General features: G+C 54.5%; 29 protein-coding genes and 1 pseudogene. 11 read left to right on the plus strand and 19 right to left on the minus strand.

The window, feature by feature from the left end:
* Positions 1-297 precede the first annotated feature (297 nt).
* The gene (gene yodD, locus UR504_RS10800; RefSeq protein WP_008500310.1) at positions 298-525 is read right to left on the minus strand and encodes a YodD family peroxide/acid resistance protein; all 228 of its coding nucleotides are present in this window, start codon (positions 523-525) and stop codon (positions 298-300) included.
* 136 nt (positions 526-661) lie between these two features.
* Between yodD and dsrB the strand changes: the two genes are divergently transcribed.
* A complete protein-coding gene (gene dsrB, locus UR504_RS10805) occupies positions 662-850 on the plus strand; it encodes a protein DsrB (RefSeq protein WP_008500312.1) in 189 nt (62 codons plus the stop codon).
* Positions 851-951: 101 nt separating this feature from the next.
* Here the strand turns inward: dsrB and rcsA are convergent, their stop codons facing one another.
* The 14 genes and pseudogenes from rcsA to fliF all read right to left on the minus strand — a co-directional run bounded on the left by rcsA (position 952) and on the right by fliF (position 12,486).
* Positions 952-1,575, minus strand: a complete 624-nt coding sequence (gene rcsA / locus UR504_RS10810) for a transcriptional regulator RcsA (RefSeq protein ID WP_008500313.1) — start codon at positions 1,573-1,575, stop codon at positions 952-954.
* 287 nt (positions 1,576-1,862) lie between these two features.
* Positions 1,863-2,655 (minus strand): annotated as a pseudogene (gene fliR, locus UR504_RS10815) (flagellar biosynthetic protein FliR); the annotation flags it as partial.
* Between the two features lie 7 nt (positions 2,656-2,662).
* Entirely contained in the window at positions 2,663-2,932 is a 270-nt protein-coding gene (gene fliQ / locus UR504_RS10820; RefSeq protein WP_008500315.1) for a flagellar biosynthesis protein FliQ, read from the minus strand.
* 9 nt (positions 2,933-2,941) lie between these two features.
* The gene (fliP, locus tag UR504_RS10825) at positions 2,942-3,679 is read right to left on the minus strand and encodes a flagellar type III secretion system pore protein FliP (protein ID WP_023619313.1); all 738 of its coding nucleotides are present in this window, start codon (positions 3,677-3,679) and stop codon (positions 2,942-2,944) included.
* Complete coding sequence (fliO, locus tag UR504_RS10830) at positions 3,679-4,053, minus strand: flagellar biosynthetic protein FliO (RefSeq protein WP_032658659.1); 375 nt, start codon at positions 4,051-4,053, stop codon at positions 3,679-3,681. The genes fliP and fliO overlap by 1 nt, the downstream gene beginning before the upstream one ends.
* Before the next feature lie 2 nt (positions 4,054-4,055).
* The gene (gene fliN, locus UR504_RS10835; RefSeq protein ID WP_008500318.1) at positions 4,056-4,469 is read right to left on the minus strand and encodes a flagellar motor switch protein FliN; all 414 of its coding nucleotides are present in this window, start codon (positions 4,467-4,469) and stop codon (positions 4,056-4,058) included.
* Positions 4,466-5,470, minus strand: coding sequence for a flagellar motor switch protein FliM (gene fliM / locus UR504_RS10840; RefSeq protein WP_008500320.1), 1,005 nt, complete (start codon positions 5,468-5,470; stop codon positions 4,466-4,468). Before fliM ends, fliN begins: the two co-directional genes overlap by 4 nt.
* Before the next feature lie 4 nt (positions 5,471-5,474).
* The gene (fliL, locus tag UR504_RS10845) at positions 5,475-5,945 is read right to left on the minus strand and encodes a flagellar basal body-associated protein FliL (RefSeq protein WP_023312306.1); all 471 of its coding nucleotides are present in this window, start codon (positions 5,943-5,945) and stop codon (positions 5,475-5,477) included.
* A gap of 106 nt (positions 5,946-6,051) precedes the next feature.
* On the minus strand, positions 6,052-7,284 hold the full coding sequence (gene fliK, locus UR504_RS10850; protein ID WP_302235206.1) for a flagellar hook length control protein FliK: 1,233 nt from the start codon (positions 7,282-7,284) through the stop codon (positions 6,052-6,054).
* Positions 7,281-7,724: a flagellar export protein FliJ gene (gene fliJ, locus UR504_RS10855; protein ID WP_023312304.1), complete on the minus strand. Its 444-nt coding sequence runs from the start codon at positions 7,722-7,724 to the stop codon at positions 7,281-7,283. The genes fliK and fliJ overlap by 4 nt, the downstream gene beginning before the upstream one ends.
* 21 nt (positions 7,725-7,745) lie before the next feature.
* Entirely contained in the window at positions 7,746-9,116 is a 1,371-nt protein-coding gene (fliI, locus tag UR504_RS10860) for a flagellar protein export ATPase FliI (protein ID WP_214576525.1), read from the minus strand.
* Positions 9,116-9,823 carry a flagellar assembly protein FliH gene (gene fliH, locus UR504_RS10865; RefSeq protein ID WP_111964865.1) on the minus strand — a complete coding sequence of 236 codons (708 nt, stop codon included), beginning with the start codon at positions 9,821-9,823 and terminating at the stop codon, positions 9,116-9,118. Before fliH ends, fliI begins: the two co-directional genes overlap by 1 nt.
* A complete protein-coding gene (fliG, locus tag UR504_RS10870) occupies positions 9,816-10,814 on the minus strand; it encodes a flagellar motor switch protein FliG (RefSeq protein WP_059346984.1) in 999 nt (332 codons plus the stop codon). Before fliG ends, fliH begins: the two co-directional genes overlap by 8 nt.
* A complete protein-coding gene (gene fliF / locus UR504_RS10875) occupies positions 10,807-12,486 on the minus strand; it encodes a flagellar basal-body MS-ring/collar protein FliF (RefSeq protein WP_133294723.1) in 1,680 nt (559 codons plus the stop codon). Before fliF ends, fliG begins: the two co-directional genes overlap by 8 nt.
* 228 nt (positions 12,487-12,714) lie before the next feature.
* Between fliF and fliE the strand changes: the two genes are divergently transcribed.
* Together fliE and yedD are read left to right on the plus strand one after the other, a co-directional pair.
* Complete coding sequence (fliE, locus tag UR504_RS10880; protein WP_008500329.1) at positions 12,715-13,029, plus strand: flagellar hook-basal body complex protein FliE; 315 nt, start codon at positions 12,715-12,717, stop codon at positions 13,027-13,029.
* A 74-nt stretch (positions 13,030-13,103) separates the two neighbouring features.
* Positions 13,104-13,517 carry a lipoprotein YedD gene (gene yedD / locus UR504_RS10885; RefSeq protein WP_115875725.1) on the plus strand — a complete coding sequence of 138 codons (414 nt, stop codon included), beginning with the start codon at positions 13,104-13,106 and terminating at the stop codon, positions 13,515-13,517.
* 103 nt (positions 13,518-13,620) lie between these two features.
* On the opposite strand, the gene amyA is transcribed toward yedD, so the two are convergent.
* The 4 genes from amyA to fliD are packed head-to-tail and all read right to left on the minus strand — an operon-like array spanning position 13,621 to position 17,390.
* Entirely contained in the window at positions 13,621-15,108 is a 1,488-nt protein-coding gene (gene amyA / locus UR504_RS10890) for an alpha-amylase (RefSeq protein ID WP_271369463.1), read from the minus strand.
* Between the two features lie 51 nt (positions 15,109-15,159).
* The gene (gene fliT, locus UR504_RS10895; RefSeq protein WP_033145899.1) at positions 15,160-15,534 is read right to left on the minus strand and encodes a flagella biosynthesis regulatory protein FliT; all 375 of its coding nucleotides are present in this window, start codon (positions 15,532-15,534) and stop codon (positions 15,160-15,162) included.
* A 5-nt stretch (positions 15,535-15,539) separates the two neighbouring features.
* Positions 15,540-15,944 (minus strand): flagellar export chaperone FliS, encoded by a 405-nt coding sequence (gene fliS / locus UR504_RS10900; RefSeq protein WP_033145898.1) that lies wholly within the window; start codon positions 15,942-15,944, stop codon positions 15,540-15,542.
* Positions 15,945-15,965: 21 nt separating this feature from the next.
* Positions 15,966-17,390 carry a flagellar filament capping protein FliD gene (gene fliD / locus UR504_RS10905; RefSeq protein WP_115875724.1) on the minus strand — a complete coding sequence of 475 codons (1,425 nt, stop codon included), beginning with the start codon at positions 17,388-17,390 and terminating at the stop codon, positions 15,966-15,968.
* Positions 17,391-17,791: 401 nt separating this feature from the next.
* On the opposite strand from fliD, the gene UR504_RS10910 reads away from it, so the two are divergent.
* From UR504_RS10910 to tcyN, 8 genes are all read left to right on the plus strand, one after another.
* Positions 17,792-18,616 (plus strand): flagellin, encoded by an 825-nt coding sequence (locus tag UR504_RS10910; protein ID WP_111964862.1) that lies wholly within the window; start codon positions 17,792-17,794, stop codon positions 18,614-18,616.
* 62 nt (positions 18,617-18,678) lie between these two features.
* On the plus strand, positions 18,679-19,884 hold the full coding sequence (gene fliB, locus UR504_RS10915) for a flagellin lysine-N-methylase (RefSeq protein ID WP_320739692.1): 1,206 nt from the start codon (positions 18,679-18,681) through the stop codon (positions 19,882-19,884).
* A 129-nt stretch (positions 19,885-20,013) separates the two neighbouring features.
* Complete coding sequence (locus tag UR504_RS10920) at positions 20,014-20,733, plus strand: RNA polymerase sigma factor FliA (protein WP_014170714.1); 720 nt, start codon at positions 20,014-20,016, stop codon at positions 20,731-20,733.
* Between the two features lie 54 nt (positions 20,734-20,787).
* Entirely contained in the window at positions 20,788-21,339 is a 552-nt protein-coding gene (gene fliZ, locus UR504_RS10925; protein WP_008500339.1) for a flagella biosynthesis regulatory protein FliZ, read from the plus strand.
* Positions 21,340-21,425: 86 nt separating this feature from the next.
* A complete protein-coding gene (gene tcyJ, locus UR504_RS10930) occupies positions 21,426-22,226 on the plus strand; it encodes a cystine ABC transporter substrate-binding protein (protein ID WP_023336163.1) in 801 nt (266 codons plus the stop codon).
* A 106-nt stretch (positions 22,227-22,332) separates the two neighbouring features.
* Positions 22,333-23,319, plus strand: a complete 987-nt coding sequence (dcyD, locus tag UR504_RS10935) for a D-cysteine desulfhydrase (protein ID WP_111964859.1) — start codon at positions 22,333-22,335, stop codon at positions 23,317-23,319.
* A 21-nt stretch (positions 23,320-23,340) separates the two neighbouring features.
* On the plus strand, positions 23,341-24,009 hold the full coding sequence (tcyL, locus tag UR504_RS10940; protein ID WP_028013677.1) for a cystine ABC transporter permease: 669 nt from the start codon (positions 23,341-23,343) through the stop codon (positions 24,007-24,009).
* Positions 24,006-24,758, plus strand: a complete 753-nt coding sequence (tcyN, locus tag UR504_RS10945) for an L-cystine ABC transporter ATP-binding protein TcyN (RefSeq protein WP_149366559.1) — start codon at positions 24,006-24,008, stop codon at positions 24,756-24,758. The genes tcyL and tcyN overlap by 4 nt, the downstream gene beginning before the upstream one ends.
* Positions 24,759-24,780 lie beyond the last annotated feature (22 nt).

The raw sequence follows: 24,780 nt of genomic DNA on the forward strand, positions 1-24,780 counted from the left end.
GCTCCCGGTAACGGCTGCGTCCTTATCTAAGAAAATTCCTAAAAAATGACCGAATTGTTAACAGGAGAAATGAGAGTATTCCCTGGCAAACCCGCATTCGGCGTACGTTATTGCTCATAGCGAAAAGCATTATGTTAAAAATATTATATTCATCATAAGAATATATGCTTGTCAGACAAATTCGTTGGGGATAGTGTGGCTTGTACATCAGATTTCCTGGTGTAACGAATTTTCAAGTGCTTCTTGCATGAGCAAGTTTTGATCCCGGTCATCCCCATGACCGGGATTTTTTTCGCCCTAACGATTGGCTTCAGACACGCTAAAGTCGTGAATATCGAGCTCGAAGGCCTCCGCCAGCTCACGATAGGTGTGATAATCCCTTCCGTTGACAATGACGCGGTCCGAATTGTCGTCCGACCGGCGGACTTCTGACTCACTGATCTCATTGATGGCAGCCAACAGGGCATCGACATCCACCTCGACTTCGCGCTTGATGGTGTCGCTGTACTCTTTATCTGTCTTCATTGCGGGACTCCTCTTTCAACCTGCAAACGTGTCCAAAGTTAAGTATAGCCTGTGTATAAAAACGCCATTCACGCCGGGCGGCGATGTGTGTTTTTGCGTTTTGTTCTACACTGGCTCAAAACCAGAGGAGGAATGTATGAAGGTCAACGATCGGGTAACCGTTAAAACGGACGGTGGGCCGCGCCGCCCGGGTGTGGTGCTGGCAATTGAAGAGTTTAGTGAAGGGACAATGTACCTGGTATCACTGGAAGATTACCCGCTCGGCATTTGGTTTTTTAACGAACTGGGGCATCCTGACGGTATCTTTGTTGAGAAAGCAGACTAACATGGCGTCGGGTAGCGCATCGCGGCCCGACATCCTCTGCAGAAGCAAAAATCTCTGGCCAGGCCAGAGATCAAAGGTAGGGTGCACAGGGTCTTAAGCGACTAACGCATGTTAACGAAAATCCCGTTCGTCACATTATCGGTCAGGCGTACCACATGGTAGATCACTTGCTTATTATGCGTTTTAATTTTCCGTTTAATATTTCCTTTGTGTGACGAAACGGTTTTCGCTTTAATATTCATCTGGTCGGAGATCTGAATAGTTCCTTGTCCCGCCATCCACATTCGCAGCATACTTGATTCAGTCCTGCTTAATGATAGGGTGGGTAAGTTAACCGCTCCTACATTTTTAACTTCTTTATTCAAATAATCACCCAAAATGTCATCCAGCGACTCGGGTTTAATCGATTTAGAACTGATCAATAAATTTTTACGGACCAACAAATACTCATCGAAATGGATATTCGCGATCGCCATAAAAACAATAAACAGGGTTTTTGGATGCTGATTAATGATTTGCTTAATGTGCTGACTGTTGGCTGGATCGTGAATGAAACAGTCCTCATTAATAAACACCACGCCTGGTTTTAGTTCGTCACAAGCGGCTGCGAGTTCGTCAACGGTGTGTGCATCGTTGATGTCTCTCTTTCTTACCCCTCTGCTTGCCAGGTACCCGGTTAACCCTAGCCGGGTGTAGCTGCATAAATCCATAATGATCGTTGACATGGCATACCCTCACTCAATGCGTAACGATAATTCACCATCTGCCTGAGAGCTCAAAACAGCCATACGGGATGGAAAAAAATAATAAACCTGTGAGCATGACAAAGACTTTCAGGCGGACTCACTATCCCGTAAAGTTACGTATAATTTGCCAGGAATCTTCTTAAAGTAAAGTAAATATTAAGTATTGTGAGGTGGTTAGAAACAATTAAACCGCGTCAGATATATCCTGGAAGATGTTTTTCGCATTTTATTTTAGGAATATCCTCAGAAAGACAATAGCAACAGTGAGGGCTATTATTTACGTGGCAGCTCGCTGACAATATCCGCTAACAGGTTGAATATCTCGCCGAATAAATGTTCACAGAAGGGAGCGATCAGTGGCATCAGTAATGACATTAATAAAATTCCGACCGTCAGCGTCAGCGGAAAACCAATGACAAACACCGAAAGCTGCGGCGCCATTCGGTTGAGTAAACCTAAAGCCAGGTTGACGGTCAGCAGCAGGGTGATGATGGGTAACGCCAGCATCAGCCCGTTCAGGAAGATCAGCCCCGCCGCTCGGGTGAGCGCCAGGAAAGCGTTGCTGTTCACCGGGTTTTCGCCAATCGGCAGGGTATGGAACGTGTCCACCAGCATGGAGATTAGCCACAGATGGCCGTTGAACGACAGGAACAGCAGCATGGCGAGCAGATCGATAATGCGCGCCAGAACGGGCATGTTGAGATGACTGCCGGGATCGACAAACGTGGCAAAAGATAATCCCATCTGCAGGCCAATCAGTTCCCCCGCGGTACGCACGGCGGCAAAGGCCAGCTGCATGGTAAAGCCGACGGCGACGCCAATCATAACCTGCTGCAAGGCCACCCACACCGCGTTCGCCGAGAAGATCGGAATATCCACGGGGGGCAGAGAGGGCGCGACGATAATGGAGATGATAATCCCCAGCCCCACCTTGACGCGCTTGGGTATCGATTTCTCGCTGAGAATGGGGGCGGTGGAGATCAGCGCCATGATGCGCAGCATCGGCCAGAAGTAGACGCCGAGCCACTGAACCCACTGGTCGCTGGTGAAGTGCAGCATCGTCAGGTCAGCCGATGATGTACGGCAGGTTGGTAAACAGGTTGCGCATATAGTCCAGCAACAGGTTCAGCATCCACGGCCCGGCTACGATGATCGCCACGAACACGGCGATGATTTTCGGGATGAATGACAGCGTCATTTCGTTTATCTGGGTGGCGGCCTGCAGAATACTGATAATCAGACCGGTAACCAGCGCGACAAGCAGCAGCGGCGCGGCAACGGCAATCGCGATTTTCATCGCCTCCGTGCCCATCATCATGACCGATTCGGGTGTCATTGCCGTTCCTTAACTGTAGAAACTCTGCGCCAGCGAGCTGACCAGCAGCTGCCAGCCGTCGACCAGTACAAAGAGCATGATCTTAAACGGCAGGGCAATGGTCGCGGGCGGCACCATCATCATCCCGAGCGCCATCAGGACGCTGGCGATCACGAGATCGATAATCAGGAACGGAATAAAAATGGTAAAGCCAATCTGGAACGCGGTTTTCAGCTCGCTGGTGACATAGGCGGGCAGCAGAATACGCATTGGCACCGCTTCCGGTCCTTGCAGCTCACCGGTGTTGGACAGGCGGGCGAAAAGGGCCAGGTCGGCTTCGCGCGTCTGGCGCAGCATAAATTCCCGCAGCGGCTGTGCGCCTTTATCGAGCGCCTCCTGCATGGAGATTTTGTCTTCGCTGAACGGCTGATAGGCGTCGGTATAAATCTTATCGATCACCGGCGACATAATGAAAAAGGTCAAAAACAGCGCCAGCCCGAGCAGAACCTGGTTTGGCGGAGCGGAAGGGGTGCCCAGCGCGTTTCGCAGCAGACCGAAAACGATGATGATGCGGGTGAAGCTGGTCATCATCAGCAGGATGGCCGGAATAAACGTCAGCGAGGTGATGAACACCAGCGTCTGAACGGGAAGTGACCAGCTTTGCCCACCGCCCGCGAGAGGGGTTGAGACCAGACCGGGCAGCTGTGCATAGACCGCGGGAGCAAACAGGGCAACGCCCGCAAGCGTCAGGGATAACAAACGGCGCATCAGGATCTCCCGGAACGCTTAAGCAAACTCTTCATGACGGACTGAAAATCCGCAGGGGCCTCTGCGCGCTCGTCCACCACAACAGGGGCGGGCGGCAGCTTGTGTAATACGCTGATGTTTGAGGCCGTTACGCCCAGAACCAGACGCGCATCGTCCACCTCGACGATGACCACGCGTTCGCGTGGACCCAGGGTGGTGCTGGCGCTGACCTTCAGGCCGCGGGCACCGGCGGTTTTACCTGCCAGGCCAAAGCGTTTTGCCAGCCAGGCGGCGATAAGAATAAAGGCAATAATACCGAACAACGCCCCGCTCACCTGGAGCAGAGGTGAGCCGGGAACGGCAGAAGGCTGTGATATTGTTGCCTGGGTTTTCATGCTTAACGGCTCAGACGACGCATACGTTCAGACGGGGTAATGATGTCGGTGATGCGTACGCCGTATTTATCGGCAACCACTACGACTTCACCCTGGGCAATCAGATAGCCGTTGATCAGGATATCCAGCGGCTCACCGGCCAGACCGTCAAGGGCCACCACGGAACCCTGCGTCAGGCGCAGCAGCTCTTTAATGGTCATACGGGTGCGTCCCAGCTCAACGGTCAGCTTAACCGGGATGTCCATGATCAGGTCGATGTCCTGCAGCGTGCCGCTGACGTCACCGCCGCCGAGCTGCTGGAATACGGCATCCGCTGCGCTTTTGGCCGGGGTCGCTTTTTGCTCGTTTAACGCGTCAGCCCACAGATCGTCCAGTGCTCCGCTGTTTTCATCGGACGGATTGTTCATGTCACTCATTTGGGCTGTTCCTCATTCAGCGAATTCAAAATCGGGTTGATCAAGTGCTCAACGCGTAACGCATACTGACCGTTAATCGTGCCGTACTGGCTTGTCAGCACGGGGACACCATCCACATGGGCAATAATGCGGTCGGGTTTTTCTATCGGCAAAACATCGCCGGGTTGTAATTTCAGGATCTGAGATAACCGCAGCGGGATATCGGCGAAGCTCGCCACCAGTTCAAGCTGCGAATGCTGGACCTGGCGGACCAGGTTTTCACGCCAGTTCTGGTCTTCGTTGCGGGAGTTCTCCAGCGGCGGGTTAACCAGCAGCTCGCGCAGCGGTTCGATCATGCTGAACGGCAGGCAGATGTTGAACTCGCCGGTCAGGTTACCGATCTCAACGTGGAACGGCGTGTTAACAACGATATCGTTCGGGGAGGTGGTGATATTGGTAAATTTCACCTGCATCTCAGAACGGACGTACTCCACTTCCAGCGGGTTAATCGCTTTCCACGCGTCGCTGTATGATTCCAGCGCCAGCTTCAGCATGCGGTTAATAACGCGCTGTTCGGTGTGGGTGAATTCACGACCTTCTACTTTGGTCGGGAAACGCCCGTCGCCGCCGAACAGGTTATCCACCGCGATGAACACCAGGCTTGGCGAAAACACCACCAGACCGGTGCCGCGCAGCGGCTTCAGATGAATCAGGTTAAGGTTGGTTGGCACCGGCAGGTTGCGGGCAAACTCATGGTACGGCTGAATGCGGATCGCACCGACCGTAATATCCGGGCTACGACGCAGCAGGTTAAACAGCCCCATACGGAACTGACGTGCAAAACGTTCGTTAATGATCTCCAGCGCCTGCAGACGTTCACGTACCACGCGACGCTGGGTATTCGGGTCATAGGGACGAATATCGCTATCGCCGCCAATGCCCGGTTGCGGATCATCACTTTTATCGCTGTCGCCGTTGAGCAGCGCATCGATTTCTGCCTGAGAAAGAATACTGTCGCCCATGTCGTTACCGCAGAATGAATGCTGTATACAGAACGTCAGTGACTTCCTGCTTAGGTTGGCCGTTTACCAGCGGGGTCGCCAGCGTTTGTTTAATAGCGTCGACCAGCTTTTGCTTACCCACATCGGTGGCCAGCGCCGAAGCGTCCTGACGAGAGAACAGCAGCAACAGACGGCTACGCACTTCAGGAAGGTAATCGTTCAGACGTGAACGGGTGGCTTCATCTTTCAGGCGCAGCGTAATACCAACGTAAAGCACGCGATCCGCATCACCGAGATTGACGGTGAAGGTATCCAGCGGGAAAAACACTGGAGCCGGCGGAGGAGGTGCTTCAGCTTTGGCCGCAGCGGTGGTCGGTTCCTGCTGCATACGCCAGTAACTATAGCCCGCGGTAGCGCAGGCGGCGAGCGTGATCAACACCAGCAGCGGGATCCAGATGGAACGCTTACTTTTTTTGGTGATAGCGGAGTCAGTCATCTGATACGAGCTTCCTGTTTCGGTACAGCTTAATAAGGTGATTATCCCGTGTCCTGCTGTCGTCAAAGCGTGGAAAAGACGGGGATAATCACGCTACCTCTGGCGTTTAGGCGAAGATGTCTACGGCACTGTTACCGCGCGCTGCGGACTGCAGGGCGGAAGGAACAGGCAGCAACTCATCGCTTTCTTCATTAAAACCGCCGGTGTTGCCGGAACGCGAAGCCTGGTGCTGCTGCTGGGATGAGGACTGCTGCTGCCCGGCGAAGCTCTCGCTGCTGACGCTACTCTGTGCAAGCTGAATGCCGTTTTCCGCCAGTGAGGTCCGCAGTACCGGCAGCGCGGCTTCCAGCGCCGCACGGACATGGCTGTGCGCAGAAACCATCTGTAACTGCGCCTGGTTATCATCCAGCTTAAGCGAAATTTGCACCTGACCCAGATCTTCCGGGTGCAGGCGCAGCTCTGCCGTCTGCTGGCCCTGCTTAGTGAACAGGGTGATGTGCTGGCTCAGAGACTGCTGCCACTCGTGGGTTCCCAGAGGCTGGCTTAACACCGGCGCGGTGGCAACGGTAGCGGCCGTCTGGCTGGTCGCATGGCTGGACATAATCGGTGCCAGGGTGGCCGTTGGTGATGATGAGGAGGACGAACTGGCGAGCTCCTGCTTCTCTGCTGCCGCGGCCACGGCCGGTGTAGCAGGCACGTTGCCCGACAGAGCGGGTTCGTTGGTTTTCGCCTGGCTCTGATAAGGCGTAGAACTCTGCGCTTTATCGTGGCTTCCCGCGGACGCGTTCAGGGACGGCTGGCCCACGCCGTTTTGCGAAAGCGTCGCGGAACTCAGCGTTGAGGTGGCGGAAACGCCCTCACTGCCTGCCGCGCGAGAGGCGGTAGTTTGCTGGTGAGGCAGCATCGCCATCAGGGCGCTTAATCCGGCCAGTTCTTCTTCGCTCAGCTCGCTTTTACCGTCATCTTTGCTGTTCGCCGCATTGAGCGTCTTCAGCGCGTCGCCCTTAGACAGCGGCACCAGCCCGGAAACCAGCGTATCAAGCGACGTGACGGGCGACGTTTCATCGCCATTCAGCGCCGTCTGGCGCGAGAGCAGGTCGGCAATTTTGGCCTGCAGGGTGGTATCACCTTTTGCGTCCTGGGCCACTTTTGACAGTTTACTGCCGGCGGCTTTCAGGTCAGCCAGGGTCAGCGGCGCATCTTTGCCCTTGCCCGTTGCGTCCGACAGGGCGCCCGCCAGCAGAGAGAGAAAGTCCTGAGCACCGTCGGTGCCTTTCCCTGTTTGCGTGCCGCCTGACAGGTCGCTGTCGCTCATCAGCAGTTGTTGCAGTGTGATCATTCCGGTTTCCTCATTGATGCGCGCTGGGCAAACTCATCCATTTTCTTCTGATCCAGACGGTTTTCCGCCAGGGTCGTTGCCGCGATCTGTCGGTCCTGTAAAGTCTGCCAGGCCTGCAGCCGCTGCTTCTTCTCGCGCCAGAAATTCAGCGCGGTATCGACTTTCTGGGTCCACTGGTTAAGCTGCTGGCGATGCTGATCTATCGCCTTCTCCAGCGTCTGGATAAACTGCTGATAGTTAATCCAGCGCTGGCTTCCAATGCCCTGTGTCATATCGGTATTGAGGTTGGTGCGATATTCATGCTGATAGTCGATTAACATCTTCAACTGTTCTTCAGCCTGCTGGCACCCGCGTCGCATTGCGCCAAGCTGCAATGCGGCATCATCAACTTCTTTTTCAGCCAGATCTTTCAGCGTTGATAACGCGCTGTTTTGCGCCATGACCTTCGCCCTCCACCTGTGTTACACCTGCGGGAAAATCAGCTCCAGTGCCTGAATTGAATCTTCCCAGTCGGCGCGTTCAAAAATGCCTTGTTGCAAAAATGCCTCCAGCTGCGGCCACAGGTTAATCGCCTTGTCGAGCATCGGGTCGCTGCCTTTGGCATACGCCCCCACGCTGACCAGATCGCGGTTGCGCTGGAAGCTGGAAAGCAGTTGTTTGAAGTTACGCACGCGGGCGTAGTGCTTCTCGGTTATCAGCGCCGTCATTGCGCGGCTGATAGAGGCTTCAATATCGATGGCCGGGTAGTGCCCGGCTTCGGCCAGACGACGCGACAGCACAATATGACCGTCAAGGATCGCGCGCGCGGAGTCGGCAATCGGGTCCTGCTGATCATCGCCTTCCGTCAGTACCGTGTAGAACGCGGTGATGGAGCCGCCGCCGCTGATACCGTTCCCCGCGCGTTCCACCAGCGCAGGAAGTTTGGCGAAGACCGAAGGCGGGTAGCCTTTGGTCGCCGGTGGCTCACCGATGGCCAGCGCGATTTCACGCTGCGCCATCGCGTAACGGGTCAGGGAATCCATGATCAGCAGCACGTGCTTGCCGCGGTCACGAAAATCTTCGGCGATGCGGGTGGCGTACGCGGCACCCTGCATACGCAGCAGGGGCGACACGTCCGCCGGCGCGGCAATTACCACCGAGCGGGCACGGCCTTCCGCACCCAGAATGTTTTCAATAAAGTCTTTTACTTCACGACCACGTTCGCCAATCAGCCCCACGACGATCACATCGGCCTGGGTATAGCGCGCCATCATGCCGAGCAGAACGGATTTACCCACGCCAGACCCGGCGAACAGGCCCATACGTTGTCCACGTCCCACGGTGAGCAGGGCGTTAATCGGGCGCACGCCGGTGTCAAGCACATGCTCGATAGGGGTACGCTGCAGGGGGTTGAACGGTTGGGTGATCAGCGCACCGGTTTCGGTGGTGTCCGGGGAGGGCAGGCCGTCGAGCGGTTTACCGCTGCCGTCCAGCACGCGGCCCAGCAGGGCAGGGCCAAGCGGCAGCTGTTTCCCACTTTGCAGCCCATCGCCAGAAATGTTTTTGGCATAGACGCGCGCGCCGGGCAGAATGCCTTCCACCTCTTCAAGCGGCATCAGGAACAGGCGCTGGCCGTTAAACCCGACCACTTCGCTTTCAACTTCACGCGTTTCCAGACCATCCTGACGCTCAATCACGCAGGTCGCACCCAGCGGCAGCTGCAGGCCGGTGGCTTCGAGAACCAGCCCGGTGGCGCGCGTGAGTCGCCCATAACGACGAACAGATGGCAGTTGCGCCATCTTCGTCTCAAAGTTGTCGAGCGTGGTGAGCCAGCGGGTGAGGCGAGCGGTCATCAGACGACTCCCGGTGCCGCCAGGCGGCACAGTTCCTGCCAGCGGGTAGCAACGCTGGCATCCAGGTCGCCTTCATCGGCAGAGACTTTGCAGCCGCCGTGATGTAACGACGGGTCGCCGCGCAGACGCCAGCCGTGCAGGTTCAGCGTCGCGCCCAGGCTCTCTTCCACGCGCTGTAGATCGTCCGGATGGACGCGCAGCTGAGGTTTCCCGCTGAACAGCGGCTCCTGCTGAAGCAGACCCTGAATTTGTTTGATAAGTGCGGTGTTATCCACCACGGGCGTCTGGCCGATCACCTGACGCGCGGCTTCCAGCGCCATCTGCATCAGTCGTGAGGCAATCACGCTGTCCAGCGCGTCAAGAGTGTGCTGGAACTCGCTGACCAGCTGCTGCATGCGGGCATGGATCGGCGCCTGCTGCTGGCGCGCCTGATCGATACCATGCTCTAACCCTTTCGCCAGACCTTCCTGATATCCCTGCTCGTGGCCTTTCTGCCGGCCTTCGTTCAGACCGGCATTGTAACCCTGCTCGTGCGCCTGCATTTGCAGCTGAGCCAGCATTTGAGCTTGCTGCTCTTCTTCGCTCAGCTCGGGCTGCTCGACGTCCGGGTCAAGCTCCTCGGTCGGTATCACGGCTGGCGTGAACTCGGAGAGGGGAGGAGCCAGATCGTCCGGCGTCCAGCGTTTCCACGGCAGCTCATTAGACATAGGTGTCGTCTCCGCTGCCAATCACCATCTCGCCGGTTTCCGCCAGACGACGAACAATAAGCAGAATGGCTTTCTGTTCGTTTTCCACCTGAGACAGACGAACCGGGCCGCGGTTGGCAAGGTCGTCGCGCAGGATATCGGCCGCACGCTGAGACATGTTGCGCAGGAACTTCTCGCGCAGCGGCTGCTCGGCGCCTTTGAGGGCGATAAGCAGCGATTCGGAATCCACTTCCTGGAGCAGGCGCTGGATGCTGCGATCGTCCACTTCGACAAGGTTTTCGAACAGGAACATCTCGTCGATGATTTTCTGTGCCAGCTCGCCGTCGAATTCGCGAACCGCCGTAATGACGGCCTCTTCCTGCTGCGTTTTCATCAGGTTGATGATTTCCGCCGCCGTTCTCACGCCGCCCATTTTGCTGCGCTTGAGGTTCTGACCGTCGAGCAGGTTGTTCAGCACCTCGGTCAGCTCCGCCAGCGCGGCCGGCTGGACGCCGCCGAAGGTGGCGATACGCAGCATCACATCGTGACGCAGACGCTCTTCGAACAGCGCCAGAATATCGGCCGCCTGACCACGTTTGAGGTGGACAAGGATGGTGGCAATAATCTGCGGGTGCTCGTCGCGAATAAGGTCGGCGGCACTCTGCGGTTCCATAAAGTTGAGCGTTTCGATACCGCTTGCGGTATCGCGGGTTTCCAGAATGTCTTCCAGCAGGCTGGAGGCACGCTCTTCGCCCAGCGCCTTGACCAGCACGGAACGGAGGTAGTCGTTGGCGTTGACGTTCAGCGCGGCAAACTGTTCGGCTTCCTGTTCAAACTCTGCCAGCACTTCGGTCAGCTGCTTGTTGGAGATCTGACGCACGTTGGCCATGGCCGCACTGAGAATTTGCACTTCTCGCTGGGAGAGGTGTTTAAACACCTCTGCCGCGCGATCTTCGCCAATGGTCATCAGCAGGATGACGCTTTTATCGGTGCCCGTAAGCGTATTACTCATGTTCGTTACCCATCCACTGGCGGATGACCAGCGCCACGACGCGCGGATCGTTATCTGACATTTCGCGAATGCGCTGGCTCATGACCTCAGCGCCCATGCGCTGGTTAGCACGACGCTGCTGCATCTGTTCATCTTTGCTGAGGCGCACTTCAACCGCTTCTTCCGTTTCCTGGCGCGCATTCATCTGCTCGCGAGCCGCTTTTTCGGCTTCAGCACGGCGCTGGAGCTGCGGACGAACGCCCTTACGCCACAGCAGCCACGCGACAATCAGCACCAGCAGCCAGCGTCCTGCGGACATCAGCTGATCGATAAACGCCTGCTGTTGCCAGAACGGCAGTTCACCGCCGGTCTCATCAACCGAGTTGAACGGTGAGTTCACCACGTTGAGGGTATCGCCGCGCTTCTCGGAGTAACCCATCGCTTCGCGGGTCAGGTTTTCAATCTGCTTCATCTGCTCGGCGGTCAACGGCAACGGTTTGCCATCCGCCAGCGTTTTGTAGTTCACCACCACCGCAACAGAGAGACGCTGAATATCGCCCACGTTCAGTTTAGTGTGGCGAATCGTTCTATCCACTTCGTAGTTCGTGGTTTCATTACGGCTGGTGTTTCGTGGGCCGCTGTTATTCGCCGTTGAGGTGGTCTGCTGGTTAGTCTGCTGACCGTTCTGCTGATTGGCCGGCGGCGTAGAGATCGGCGCCGCGTTAGCCGGGGCAGGCTGGTTAGACAGCGCGCCCGGCACGCCGCCCGGGTTTGCACCGCCAATCTGCTCGCTGGTATTGATCTGGCGCGAACGCATCACCGCCTGAGCCGCATCGCCGTTCGGGCTGTATTGTTCTTCAGTTTGTTCTTTATTCGCGAAGTCGATCTGGGCGGTTACCTGCGCGTGCACGTTGCTGTTGCCCACTACCGGGCCCAGGATCGCTTCGATACGACGCTGGAGACGGCTTTCGACATCGGCGGCATATTTCAGCTGTGCGTCATTCAGATCGCGACCGGCGGTATTGGATTGCGTCAGCAGGTGACCGCTCTGGTCAACCAGCGTCACGTTACCCGGCGGCAGACCGGCCACGGCGCTGGAGACGAGGTGCGTCACCGCGCTGATTTGCCCTTCGTCCAGCGCGCGGCCGGGTTCGAGGTTCACGGTAACGGAAGCCGAAGGTGATTTCTGTTCGCGGACGAATAAGGAAGGCTTAGGCATCGCCAGATGCACGCGGGCACTCTTCACCGGGCCTAATGTTTCAATGGTGCGGGCCAGTTCACCTTCCAGCGCACGCTGGTAGTTCACCTGCTCGCTGAACTGGCTGATACCGAATTTTTCCTGATCCAGCAGCTCAAAGCCCACCGCGCCGCCTTTCGGCAGCCCCTGCTGAGCCAGACGCAGACGCAGTTCGTGCACCTTATCTGCCGGTACCTCAAGCGCACCGCCATTATCGGCAAAGCGATAAGGGATGTTCATCTGGGTAAGCTGGGTGACGATGGCGCCGCCATCCTGATCGGAAAGATTGCTGTAGAGCGTCCGGTAATCAGGGCTTTTCGCCCACAGGACCATCGCTACAAGGATCGCAATTGCGGCAGCGCCTGCCACGATCAACGGGATTTTAGGATTCGCGCGAAGGCGGTTCATCCACTCGAGTGATTTATTCTGCGGCGCTGTCGATGCTGTTGCACTCATTGCGCACCTCTTAAATCCTGGTGGTTTACGTTATTCGTGTAGAGAAACAAAACTGACTCCCGGGTCGGCAAACACGACAAAAGTTCCATATTGATGGCCCTGCCATTATTTGATGATTCGTGATTTTCTATGCGTCAAATAACCTGGTTTTTTCATGCTATTTACCGCCATTATCTTATTGACAAGCTGTTAGTCTTGACCGCGTAAAAAACCATCCAGGGGAGAGTCATGGCTATACAGGGCATTGAAGGGGTAATCAGTCAGCTGCAGGCAACGGCAATGACGGCCCGTAATCAGAATGTGGCAGATCAGCAGCCGAGCATCAGCTTCGCAGGGCAACTGCATGCCGCTCTTGACCGTATCAGTGATACCCAGACCGCAGCGCGCACTCAGGCCGAAAAGTTCACCCTCGGCGAGCCGGGCGTGGCGTTGAATGATGTGATGACCGATTTGCAAAAAGCCTCGGTTTCCCTGCAGATGGGGATCCAGGTGCGTAATAAGCTGGTGTCGGCCTATCAGGAAGTGATGGGGATGCAGGTTTAAGACCTGTCGATCTCCGCTGGCAGCCGCAGCGCTTTAATGCCACAATGTTTTTTTCTTCGAATGCAGGAAAGATGATGAAAAAAATAGCAATTGCTGGCGCGCTGCTGGCACTGACCGGGTGCGTTCAGGTCGATAATTATAAAGACGTGATCAAGCACCCTGTCCCGGCGCAGCTGGCGGGATACTGGCAGTCGAAAGGGCCGCAGAGCAACATGGTCAGTCCGAAGGCGATTGCCACGCTGGTGGTGACGGAGGAGGGCGATACGCTGGACTGCCGTCAATGGCAGCGCGTGATTGCCGTGCCGGGTAAAATCATGCTGCGTTCAGACAGTTATTACAACGTGACGCGTAAGCTGGATATCTATCCGCTGGAGCGCGATGGCTCGACGCTTGAGTACGACGGGCTGGAGCTGCAGAAGGTCGATCGCCCAACGGTTGAGTGTGCCGATTACCTGAGCAAGAATCCGCTGGAGAGTAAGCTGCCCTAAGGGTAAAAGCAAAACGGCAACATCGTTGCCGTTTTTGGTGTTTGCGCCCTCTCCCTGTGGGAGAGGGACGGGGTGAGGGCATCAGGCCGCACGGTTTCCCGTTCTACAGCGCTTCCTCTATTACCCACACGCTCACGCTTCCGCCTTTGCATGTAAACGTCCCTTCGCCATCCGCCGCCGTGGTGATGGTTTCTTCGCGATTGCCGAGAAAATCCCGCCACGTTTTGTTGCCGTAGTTTTCTCCAAGACAAATTACTTTTTCACCATCGTCCCCGTTCGACATCACCACAACGCAGCCGGGATCGTCTTCCGTACCGCTGCGGCTGAAGGCGATGCAGTTTGGATGGTCGAAAAACAGCGTTTGCACGCCGTGGGCAAAACGCTGGCGCGCGAGGATCAGCTCGTGAAGCTGCTCAATGACCGGCATATCAATATGGTACGTTTCACCGTCACCTCCCGCGTCGTCATAGCTGGCGCCGAAGAGATCCGGATAAAAGACGCTCGGCACGCCATTTTCCCGCAGCAGGATCAGCGCGTAGGCCAGCGGCTTAAACCAGGCTTCGACCGGCGCTTCCAGCGCCTGCAAAGGCTGAGTATCGTGGTTCGCGACGAGGGTGACCGCATGAAACGGATCGGCTTCTACCAGGGTACCGGTGAAGATTTGGCTCATGTCGTAATCCCGACCCTGACGTGACGCCTCGTGGAATTTCATCTGCAGGGGGGCATCAAACAGCATGGTTTTGCCTGCGACCTGGTCAATATAGGCCTGAAGTTTATCTACCTCATGGGACCAGTACTCCGCCACGATAAACAGCGGCTGGTCGGCCACTTCCTGGACGTGCTCAATCCACTCTTTGTAAAACCAGGCGGGAATATGCTTGACGGCGTCCAGACGAAAACCGTCGCAGCCCGTCTGTTCCATGACCCAGCGGGCCCAGTATTTGATCTCCTCGGTCACGGCGTGATTGCGAAAGTCGATATTTTCGCCCATCAGATAATCGAAGTTACCCATCTCATCATCAACCTGATCGTTCCAGCCTTCGCCGGTGTAGTCGTTGACGATTTTAAAGATGCCGTCTTCATCGGGGTTTTCAATGTGGTCGACGCCGCTGAAGCATTTGTAGTCCCAGATAAACTGCGAATACTGCCCGGCGCGGGCAGGGAAGGTGTAGCGGGTCCAGGCTTCACACTCGATGACCTCGTCATCGATTTGCGTGCGGTCCTGCTCGTTCACGCGCTGAACGCGCACGGGCTCTTTTTCATCGGCGCCCATTTTGTGGTTGACCACCACGTCCAGCAGCACGGCAATGTCGTTGCTCTTGAGGGCATCAATGGCCTCCAGCAGCTGTGCTTTGTCGCCGTATTTCGTGGCGATACTGCCTTTCTGGTCAAACTCGCCAAGGTCGAACAGGTCATAGGTGTCATAGCCGACAGAATACCCGCCGGATGCCCCTTTACAGGCGGGCGGCAGCCAGATCATGTTGATGCCGATTTCGTTAAGATTGGGAGCTAACGCCGTGACCTCTCGCCACAATTCACCGCCAGCAGGGTAGTACCAGTGAAAACATTGTAACAGGGTGGGGTTTTTCATCATCCTTGCTCCAGAAGCCATTGGCAGACTTCTGGAGTATGGATGAAGAAATCATAGTTGTGTGTCGCGGGTCAAACTTTCTGGATAAAGAATATTCCCGGACAGCTTTCCATAGGTAGACGTGATGGATTGCTGTTTACCGGTTTGATCAATCAGATTACGCAGTTCGTCCATCCGGACTTTCAGCAGAGCCTTTAGCGCATTCTCATTTTCAAGGATCATTTCCAGCAGCGCACGCGCTTGCTCAACCTGAGCCGGAGGGCATGACATGATGGGTGTTTGCGAAATTTTTTCCACCAGTTGAACGTAATGCATTTCCTGCTCGATAAGCGCATCCCATTGACCAGAATGTGCGAGATTGAGCATAGCAATGCTCTGAGCATGTAACGCCTGCCAGTGGCTAAGCGCTGCGCTGGGATTATTCATCAAAATTATCCTGAAATAGAGGACGCATTGGGGCCGATTTGCTTCCACGCATCCGCAATGTTGTTTAATAAACCCTCGACTTCAACAATTGCGTCTACGTCGTTACTGACATTCGCCAGCAACAAACGTCGAACCATATATTCGTACAAGGAGGCAAGATTACCGGACAACTCGCTCTCAACCTCCATGTTCAGTCCTGCTTTTAAACCGTTGTCGATGATGTTGATGGCTTTCGTTAACGCTTCGCCTTTCTCACGAATTTGTCCGGCTTCCATGAACAAACGCGCGCGAACAAGGGCGCTATGCGCCCCGTCGAATAACATGACAATCAGCTGGTGTGGACTGGCATTCATGACTGCACTTTCGACTCCTATCTGCTGATAGGATTGAACACCAGAGGTCTTATACATATCCACTCCTGAAGGCTACGACTACTTTTGTGAGAACTGTTGGGTCAGGTAGTTGGCTGTATTGGTCATTTTGGTGACTAATACGTCCAGACTGGTGAACTGGGTTTTGTAACGCGCCATGGTGGCATCAATAGTGGCTTCCATAGCATCGTAACGCTCACCCAGCGTTTTTAGCGTTTTGTTGATCCCGTCTTTCGCGTTCTGGATCACCCCGGCGCTGCCGGTACTGGTGCTGAGCATGGTGGTCAGCGTGTTGTTCATCTGGGTGGCCATACCGGTTTTCTTTCCGTCACCGACAAAATACTGCTGTACGGCGTTCGGGTTATCGGTCAGCGCTTTTTTCAGCTTATCGGTATCGACTTTCAGGTTACCGACGGTACCGTCAGAACCTTTTACCGGGTCCTGGGTAATTCCCAGCTGGGCCATGATCTGTACCGAGCCGCTCTGCACTTCGGTCAGCAGACCGCGCAGCTGAGACTGGATCCCGCGCACGTTCGCATCACCAACAAGTGCCCCGTTGCTGGCTGACTGGCTGCCGGAGCCAGCATCAACCGGAACATATTTCGTCAGGCTGTTAATGGTGGACTGCAGCGAGTTATACGCCGTGACCCAGTCCGTGATCGCTTTCTGGTTAGCATCCGTTGCGCGAGTCACCTCTAATGTTTCATCTGCCTTGCTTTCTGCTTTCAGCGAGAAAGTCACGCCAGGCAGGGCATCGGTAATGGTATTCGACTGGCGCTCGATGGAGATGTTGTTCACTACCACAATCGCGTTCTGCGCGTCGGTGTTCACCGTCAGCGCGCCCGTTTTGGTGGTTGAGTCGTAGCCAATGGCGCTTTGCAGCTTGGCGTCGCCAGTGACGCTTACCGTCATCGCACCATCCGTACCGGTGGTTTTAGATGACAGCATCAGGCGGTAATCACCGTCTTTCGCTTTAATGACGCTGGCAGTGACGTTGCCGTTCGCTTTATTAATGGCGCTCGCGATCCCGGCCAGAGACGTATCGCCATCCGCCAGGGTGACCTCTAAAGGCGTTTTCGTGCCCGGCTGGGTGATGGTGATTTTACGCGTTGTACCTGTCGTATCGCCCAGCAGATCAGTGTTGTTTGCATAGGAGCCGGTAGTGAGTGCCTGTGCCTTGGCAACCTGGTTGACGTTTACAACAAAGGAACCGACAGATGCGTCAGCCGTTGTCGTGGCGGTAAAGGCCGTATTGGTACTGCTAACGGACGTTGAGTTCCAGGTGGTTGCTTTACCCAGCGCAGCGGTCGCAGTCTGCAGCGATGTCATGGCGCTCTGCAGCTTGCCGTAAGCGCTTAACTGCGCGTTATACGTTGATTGCTGGGAAGTAATCGTCGTCAGCTTGGTTCTTTCTGCTGCATCCAACTGATTATATAAATCCCCGAGTCCTGCAGAACCTATCCCGAGGTTACTGATAGTAGCCATGCATATTTTCCTTAAAATACGAAAGTAGTTCAGGACTCTTATCGGCCTCTCAACGTAAAAGTTTACGATGGTGAGAAAAAAATAATCCAAAGAATAGACGCGTCCTGGCGGGGTAAATGAAAGGATTGCACTTTAGGATCATTATCTGCGCTTTGAAAACACGAATAAGTGTGTGCCTTTTTAGTCATCTCTTTGCGCGTTAAAAAAGCATAAATAATAACGCTCCGTTGGACCTTAATTGATTTTTTAAAAATAAATCCTTTAATAATCAGTTGGTTGTAATTTTTTCAAAATTGATTCTAAAGTCTTTTGGGGACCCGTCGATAACCTTGTTGACGGTGAGAGACGCTGTGAGTGTTAGGCACCGGACCTAAAACCCAATTTTTGAAGGAAAGAAAATTATGGCAGTTATCAATACTAACCTGTTGTCCCTGACCACTCAGAACAACCTGAACAAATCTCAGTCTTCTCTGGGCACTGCTATCGAGCGTCTGTCTTCCGGTCTGCGTATTAACAGCGCGAAAGACGATGCTGCTGGCCAGGCGATTGCAAACCGCATGACCGCTCAGATCAAAGGTATGAACCAGGCAGCACGTAACGCCAACGACGGTATCTCCATGGCGCAGACTGCTGAAGGCTCTCTGAACGAAATCAACAACAACCTGCAGCGCGTTCGTGAACTGGCTGTTCAGGCAAGCAACGGCACCAACAGCACCTCTGACCTTGCTTCTCTGCAGGATGAAGTTACCGCTCGTCTGGCTGAAATCAACCGCGTTGCGGGCAAAACTGACTTCAACGGCATCAAACTGCTGGACGGCACTGCTGGTACTGCTGGCGTAGTTAAAATTCAGGTTGGCGTTAACGACGGCGACACCATCGATCTGGACCTGAGCGGTGCTAAAGCTGACACCACCACTCTGGGCGTGAACGCTATCGACCTGAAAACTATGACCGCTACCGACCTGGGCACCATCGACGCAGCTATCGCTAAAGTTGATAAAGCACGTTCTGGCCTGGGTGCTGTGCAGAACCGTTTCACTTCTGCAATCAACAACCTGAACAACACTTCTAACAACCTGTCTGCTGCTCAGTCCCGTATCCAGGACGCTGACTACGCAACTGAAGTTTCCAACATGTCCCGCGCGCAGATCCTGCAGCAGGCTGGTACTTCTGTTCTGTCTCAGGCAAACCAGGTTCCACAGACCGTTCTGTCTCTGCTGCGTTAATTTTACGCGTGAAACCCCGCTTCGGCGGGGTTTTTTTATCTCTGCTATTTGAGAATCCGCCTGTGAAACAAATCAGTGTCACTCAACCAAAGCTGGTCGCAGATTTTTCATGTGTCGGTGGGGAATGCCGTGAACATTGTTGTCAGGGCTGGACCATCGCGTTTGATAAATCCTCCGTTAATCGCTATCTGAACAGTAAAAATGCCGCTATTCGTCAGACGGCGAAAACGGCGATAAAAGTCACCAAAAAAAACTATGACCACTGGGGTGAAGTGATTTTCCATACGGAAAGTAAAAACTGCCCGTTTATGGATACGGAAAAACTCTGTTCTGTTCATGGCGCCATGGGCGTCCAGGCCTTAAGCCCAACCTGTTCGACATTTCCACGGACAAGCCGGGTCTATAAAAATGAAATCGAAAAATCGCTGAACCTGTCGTGTCCGGAAGTGACCCGACTTCTGTTGAACGATCGGGAGTCTATGTCGTTGATGGAATCTGTCATTGTTCAGCAGGACATCAATAATGCGCCGATGATTGATTTGAAGGCCAAGGTCATCAATCTCTTCTGCCAGAATATTTTCAGCGTTGAGGGCGTCAGCGTTGAAGAACAGGTTTACGCCGTAGTGAAATTCCTCATGGTGGCGGAAAAGCTCGATAATATCGCAGAGAATATCGGCACGCTCGAAACGGTCTATTTCTCACTGGTTAACGAACTGGTGAGCGGTAAAATCAAAACGGAATTAGGCGGCTTTAATCAGAACTATAGCCTGAAGTTCGCGTTAATTTCGCTCATCCAGAGCTACTTCACCAAGAAAGTAACAGCCCGCGGCGGTGCGGTATTAAACCGTTATTTTACCCAGCTTTATCAACAATTTGAGTCTGCGGGTGACACCGTGCCGGCAGAGAAGGTCATGGAAAACATCGAGTCCGTCTGGCGCGATGTGGCGGGCAGTTATCTGGCGACCAATGACCATTTATTCAAGAACTTTTTTAAATACAAACTGTGGGAGCAGGGCTTCCCGCAGAACAACGGCCGCAGCATGTTGAATAACCTTTATTTAATCGTTGCTGAGTTCTATTTCCTTAAAACGTTACTTGCCGGTCAGGCACTCGTGGCGGGGAAAATTGAACAAGATAATATCATTGATGTTATTTACAGCTTCCACTCCCTTAGCCAGCATAATCAGGAAGCAGGAAAGCTCTTTCATCAACATATAGATAACGTCAAACTGGGCGACGATCTTTCATTGTTACAACTGTTAATTTAGGCAGAAAAGTTGCCCCTGTTGTGGGCAACCTCAGAATAACCTCACTTTATCCCCCTTTTTCATCCAATTGAACGCCCTGCAGAATCGGATAATCATGCCGATAACTCAACTAACGCAGGGCTGTTTATCGTGAATTCACTCTATACCGCTGAAGGTGTAATGGATAAACACTCGCTGTGGCAGCGTTATGTCCCGCTGGTGCGTCACGAAGCATTGCGCCTCCAGGTGCGCTTGCCGGCGAGCGTGGAACTCGACGATCTGCTACAGGCGGGCGGTATCGGGTTATTGAATGCAGTTGACCGATACGACGCTCTGCAAGGAACGGCATTTACGACTTACGCAGTTCAGCGTATTCGTGGTGCGATGCTGGACGAGCTGCGCAGCCGCGACTGGGTGCCGCGCAGTGTTCGCCGCAACGCGCGCGAAGTGGCGCATGCGATGGGGCAGCTGGAACAGGAACTGGGACGTAACGCAACGGAAACCGAAGTGGCGGAACGTCTTGGCATTGCTGTTGAAGAGTATCGTCAGATGTTGCTCGATACCAATAATAGCCAACTCTTCTCTTATGATGAGTGGCGCGAAGAGCATGGCGATAGCATCGAGCTGGTGACGGACGAGCACCAGCAGGAGAACCCGTTACACCATTTAATGGAAGGGAATTTACGCCAGCGCGTCATGGAGGCTATTGAAGCTCTGCCTGAACGCGAACAGCTGGTATTGACCCTTTATTACCAGGAAGAGCTTAACCTCAAAGAGATTGGCGCTGTTCTGGAGGTGGGAGAGTCGCGGGTGAGCCAGCTGCACAGCCAGGCCATTAAACGCTTACGAACCAAGCTGGGTAAGTTATAGGTGATTGATTCACCTTAAAAATGCCGCACAACGTATTGACAACCAGGAGTTATCATGACGGTGCAGCAATCTAAAAGACGGCCTTTAAGCCGCTACCTGAAAGACTTTAAACACAGCCAGACGCATTGCGCCCACTGTAACAAGTTACTCGATCGTATCACGCTGGTTCGCCGGGGCGAAATCGTCAATAAGATTGCGATTTCGCGTCTCGACACGTTGATGGACGAAGCAGCATGGCTCGAAGAGCAAAAAGAGTGGGTGGCGCTTTGCCGTTTCTGTGGGGATCTCCACTGCAAAGAGCAAAGCGACTTCTTCGATATTATCGGCTTCAAACAGTTCCTGTTTGAACAAACGGAGATGAGCCACGGCACCGTTCGCGAATATGTCGTTCGCCTGCGCCGCCTTGGGCAACATCTGACCGTAAACAATATTTCTCGCGATCTGCTGAAAACCGGTTATCTGGATGAAAATCTGGAGCCGTGGCTGCCTGCGACCAGCACCAACAACTACCGAATTGCGCTGCGCAAGTATGCGCAATACAAGGTACAAATGCCGGGTGCCATAAAGCAGAAAGCCCACGCCGGAACAACTTCTGATATATATTAAAAAAGAATAAGATGTAGCGCAGTCGCCTTTGACGTTGCAGGCGATTTCTCTACACTACGTAAAAATTCCACTATATCGGGGTATTTATGAAATTTGCACTTCTGGGTCGTCAGGCGCTGATGGGTGTTATGGCCGTTGCGCTGGTTGCGGGCATGAGCGTGAAAACGTTCGCCGCAGAAAACCTGCTGAATAAAGTAAAAGAGCGCGGTACGCTGCTGGTCGGGCTGGAAGGAACCTATCCTCCGTTCAGCTTCCAGGGCGATGACGGTAAGCTGACCGGTTTTGAAGTGGAGTTTGCTGAAGAGCTGGCGAAGCACCTCGGCGTGAAAGCGTCCCTGAAACCGACCAAGTGGGACGGTATGCTGGCGTCGCTGGATTCCAAACGTATTGATGTGGTGATCAATCAGGTGACCATTTCTGACGAGCGTAAGAAGAAATATGACTTCTCTACGCCGTACACCGTGTCCGGTATTCAGGCGCTGGTGAAGAAAGGCAACGAAGGCGGGATTAAAACTGCCGCGGACCTGAAAGGGAAGAAAGTCGGTGTTGGTCTGGGTACTAACTATGAAGAGTGGCTGCGCCAGAACGTGCAGGGCGTGGATATCCGCACCTATGATGACGACCCGACGAAATACCAGGATCTGCGCGTGGGCCGTATCGACGCCATTCTGGTTGACCGCCTGGCCGCGCTGGATCTGGTGAAGAAAACCAACAATACCCTGGCGGTAGCGGGTGATGCGTTCTCTCGTCAGGAATCAGGCGTTGCCGTTCGTAAAGGTAACGAAGACCTGGTCAAAGCGATTGATTCCGCGATTGCTGACATGCAAAAAGACGGCAGCCTGAAAGCGCTCTCCGAGAAGTGGTTCGGTGCAGACGTCACGAAATAAGTTTCTGCCGTAAAAAAAGGCGCTTTTAAAAGCGCCTTTTTTATTTCTTTCGCGTCTGCGTGCATAATGAAAAATATCACATTTTGTCAGAGTTACCGGAGAACCCATGTCACTACAGAATTTAACGCGCTTTCCCCGCCTGGAGTTCATCGGCGCGCCGACGCCGCTGGAGTACCTGCCGCGATTTTCTGATTATTTAGGGCGCGATATTTTTATTAAACGTGATGACGTGACGCCGATGGCGATGGGGGGCAACAAGCTGCGCAAGCTGGAGTTTCTGGCTGCTGACGCCCTGCGCGAAGGCGCGGATACGCTCATTACTGCCGGGGCCATCCAGTCCAACCACGTTCGCCAGACGGCGGCCGTGGCGGCAAAGCTTGGGCTCCACTGCGTGGCGTTGCTGGAAAACCCGATTGGCACTCGGGCTGAAAACTATCTCACCAACGGTAACCGTCTGCTGCTGGATCTGTTTAATGTGCAGGTAGAAATGGTGGATGCGTTGACCGATCCGGCCGCCCAGCTCGACGAGCTGGCGACGCGTCTGGAAGCGCAGGGGTTCCGCCCCTACGTTATTCCTGTCGGCGGTTCGAACGCGCTGGGCGCGCTGGGGTATGTGGAAAGTGCGCTGGAAATTGCGCAGCAGTGCGAGGGCGCAGTGAGCCTCTCCTCCGTGGTTGTCGCGTCCGGAAGCGCGGGCACGCATGCCGGGCTGGCGGTGGGGCTCGAACAACTGCTGCCGGACGTCGAACTTATCGGGGTGACGGTGTCCCGCAGCGTAGCGGATCAGAAGCCAAAAGTGGTTACGTTACAGCAGGCGGTCGCAGAGCAGCTGGAGCTGAAGGCAAAGGCCGATATTCTGCTCTGGGATGACTATTTTGCGCCGGGTTACGGTACGCCTAACGAAGAGGGCATGGAAGCGGTGAAGCTGCTGGCGCGCCTCGAGGGGATATTGCTCGATCCGGTCTATACCGGCAAAGCGATGGCCGGACTGATTGACGGCATTGCACAGAAACGCTTTAAGGATGAAGGGCCGATTTTATTTGTCCATACCGGCGGGGCGCCTGCGCTGTTTGCCTACCATCCTCATGTCTAAAAATCAGGTCGAAAAATAATAATGCAAGAAAGTATTCAACTGGTTATTGATTCTCTGCCGTTTCTGCTGAAAGGTGCGGTATTTACGTTACAGCTCAGTATCGGCGGGATGTTCTTTGGGCTGGTTCTGGGATTTGTGCTGGCCTTAATGCGCATGTCGCCCATCCTGCCGGTGCGCTGGCTGGCGCGTTTTTATATCTCCGTGTTTCGCGGTACGCCGCTCATCGCCCAGCTCTTTATGATCTACTACGGCTTGCCGCAGTTTGGTATCGAGCTGGATCCGATTCCGGCAGCGATGATTGGTCTGTCGCTCAATACCGCGGCGTACACCTCTGAAACTCTGCGTGCGGCCATCTCCTCCATTGACAAAGGGCAGTGGGAAGCGGCGGCCAGTATCGGGATGACGCCATGGCAGACGCTGCGCCGGGCCATTCTGCCTCAGGCGGCGCGCGTGGCGCTACCGCCGCTCAGCAACAGCTTTATTAGCCTGGTGAAAGATACTTCCCTGGCAGCAACGATTCAGGTTCCGGAACTGTTCCGTCAGGCACAGCTTATTACTTCGCGCACGCTTGAAGTCTTTACCATGTATCTGGCCGCCTCGCTAATTTACTGGGTGATGGCGACGGTACTGTCTGCTCTGCAAAACTACTTCGAAAACCAGCTTAACCGCCAGGAGCGTGATCCAAAATGAGTGCTATCGACGTCAAAAACCTGGTGAAAAAATTCCACGGTCAAACGGTGCTCCACGGGATCGATCTGGAAGTAGAGCAGGGGGAAGTGGTGGCGATTATCGGACCAAGCGGTTCGGGAAAGACGACGCTGCTGCGCAGCATTAACCTGCTTGAACAGCCGGAAGGCGGCACCATCCGGGTAGGCGAGATAATGATTGATACCGGGAAATCAATCAGCCAGCAGAAAGGTTTAATTCGCCGCCTGCGCCAGCATGTCGGTTTCGTTTTCCAGAACTTTAATCTCTTCCCGCACCGTACGGTGCTGGAGAACATTATCGAAGGGCCGGTTATCGTTAAAGGTGAGCCAAAAGAGGAAGCGACGGCGCGCGCGCGCGAACTGCTCGCCAAAGTCGGGCTGGCGGGGAAAGAGACTAGCTATCCGCGCCGTCTGTCGGGCGGCCAACAGCAGCGCGTGGCGATAGCGCGCGCGCTGGCGATGCGTCCTGACGTGATCCTGTTTGATGAACCGACCTCTGCGCTCGATCCTGAACTGGTGGGTGAAGTGCTGAACACCATTCGCCAGCTGGCGCAGGAAAAAAGGACGATGGTGATCGTAACGCATGAAATGAGCTTTGCACGCGATGTTGCTGACAGAGCCATCTTCATGGATCAGGGTCGGATTGTTGAGCAGGGGCCGGCGAAAAGTCTGTTCGCCAATCCTCAACAGCCGCGAACCCGTCAGTTCCTTGAAAAATTCCTTATGCAGTAGCATTTATGCACTAATTTGCTCC

It is taken from the genome of Enterobacter sp. 241F3, from assembly GCF_034106785.1.
Lineage (GTDB): Bacteria > Pseudomonadota > Gammaproteobacteria > Enterobacterales > Enterobacteriaceae > Enterobacter > Enterobacter vonholyi.